This is a genomic window from Phormidium sp. CCY1219, from assembly GCF_035615515.1.
GTDB lineage: Bacteria > Cyanobacteriota > Cyanobacteriia > Cyanobacteriales > Laspinemataceae > CCY1219.
The window spans coordinates 1-1570 of record NZ_JAJENT010000841.1 but is presented as its reverse complement, the minus strand read 5'-3'; the positions used below and the strand labels follow the sequence as shown (position 1 = coordinate 1570).

At 48.0% G+C, this 1570-nt stretch carries 1 protein-coding gene; it reads left to right on the top strand.

Annotation, left to right across the window (positions count from 1 at the left end):
* Positions 1-136: 136 nt before the first annotated feature.
* Complete coding sequence (locus LKK83_RS26755; protein ID WP_324634528.1) at positions 137-1486, top strand: hypothetical protein; 1350 nt, start codon at positions 137-139, stop codon at positions 1484-1486.
* Positions 1487-1570: the final 84 nt, after the last annotated feature.

The following is a 1570-nucleotide window of genomic DNA, read 5'->3' as shown; positions in this document are numbered from 1 at the left end:
ATTTCAATTGCCCGCTTCCGATTCTTCTTCGATTAGTCCGCGAAGGCGGACTTGGTTTGCAAAGGCGCAATTTCAATCGCTTGGTTTGCAAAGGCGCGATTTCAATCCCCCGCTTCTTTTATTTCCTCAAATTCCTATGCTGAAAATCAATACTTTGAGTCTTTATGGATTCACCTACACGCTCAAACAAGGATTGGGGGTGAAGGCGGAAACCACGACGCCGCACTATGAAAGTTTTTTACACAATTTAGTGCAACTGATTGGCGATGAATTCAAAACCTCTTTTAGCCAAGAGACCGAACGCAAATTTTGCCAGGTGGATGAGGTAAAAGTGGCCCAGTTACCCTTTACGGGGAGGCGAGAACAGCATACCCTAGAAGGGGAGTATCGGCGCTGGTCCGAGGAAGACAGTTGGGTGTTGGTGTTTAATGCCTATACGATCGCCAGTTACGATAAAGGGGAGGCGATCGCATTTCTCAAGTGCATGCAGGAGTTTCTCCAACCGCCTGAGAAGTTACAGACTATCGGGCACAGTTTGGTGCTGTCTGCTGTGCTAGAATCGGGAACGGAAGGGGAGATAAAAGAATTTGCCAAACTGGCGTACCAGCACTTAATTGATAACCGAGGTTGGAAACAGGAAAAGGAAGGAGTGCTGTGGGATGGGAAAATCTGGCAGTTTTGGCGATCGCAACCGCAACAATGGCAAAAAATCGAGCCAAATTCTCATTTAACCCTGGTTTTTTACCGCGATCGCGCTCAATTAGACGCCGGGGCAAAGTTGCTGGTGAATTACTGGCGGCCCTTATGGTTGTCGCGGGATAAAATTCTCTGGGCGTATCGCAACAGTCGCCAGCTCAAATCCACCCTGGTGGGCGATTACAATACCCTCAATTTCGCCCACCCCCTGTCGGAGTTAAATTTAACCGAACTAACCGAGGCGATCGAAACTCAATTTCGCTTCAAGCAAGGCTTGAATTCGGTAGAAATCAACCAGACGACTATCGAAATCCATCTAAATAACTACGATAATTATCGAGAAACTCTGATTCAAAATGCCCAAGTCAACGGACCGGTAAAGCTGGATTATTTAGCAGAATTCAGCCAACAAGTGCAGCAAACCTATCTGCCGCAATTGCAGAAAGACGCGAACAGTTTGCGCCGCTGTTGGGATGATATTGCGCGCCTTGCGGATACGATTAATAGCCTGCTAGAAATCCGCCAAGCGCATCGCGATCGCACGTTTCAAGCTGTAGTGGGAATTTTCGGCATTGGATTGGGAACGGGCGGAATGGTGGCTTCTGCTTCTTCCAATTATGTTGAAGATATTAAAGGGATTTCGATTGGGGATACGGCCCTGGATGAGATGCCTTTCACCCGGGGTTGGTCGGATTTACACTTTGTGTTGGGGTTAAGTGTGTTTTCTGGGACGTTAGCGGGAGTTGTCACTTTATTTATTATCCTGGCTTGGCGATTTTTCCGTCGGTAATTTCCGAAGCAACTCCCGCCGGGGGATAAATGCCCCGGTTAATAGCAACTCCCGCCGGGGGATAAATGCCCCGGTTAATAGCAA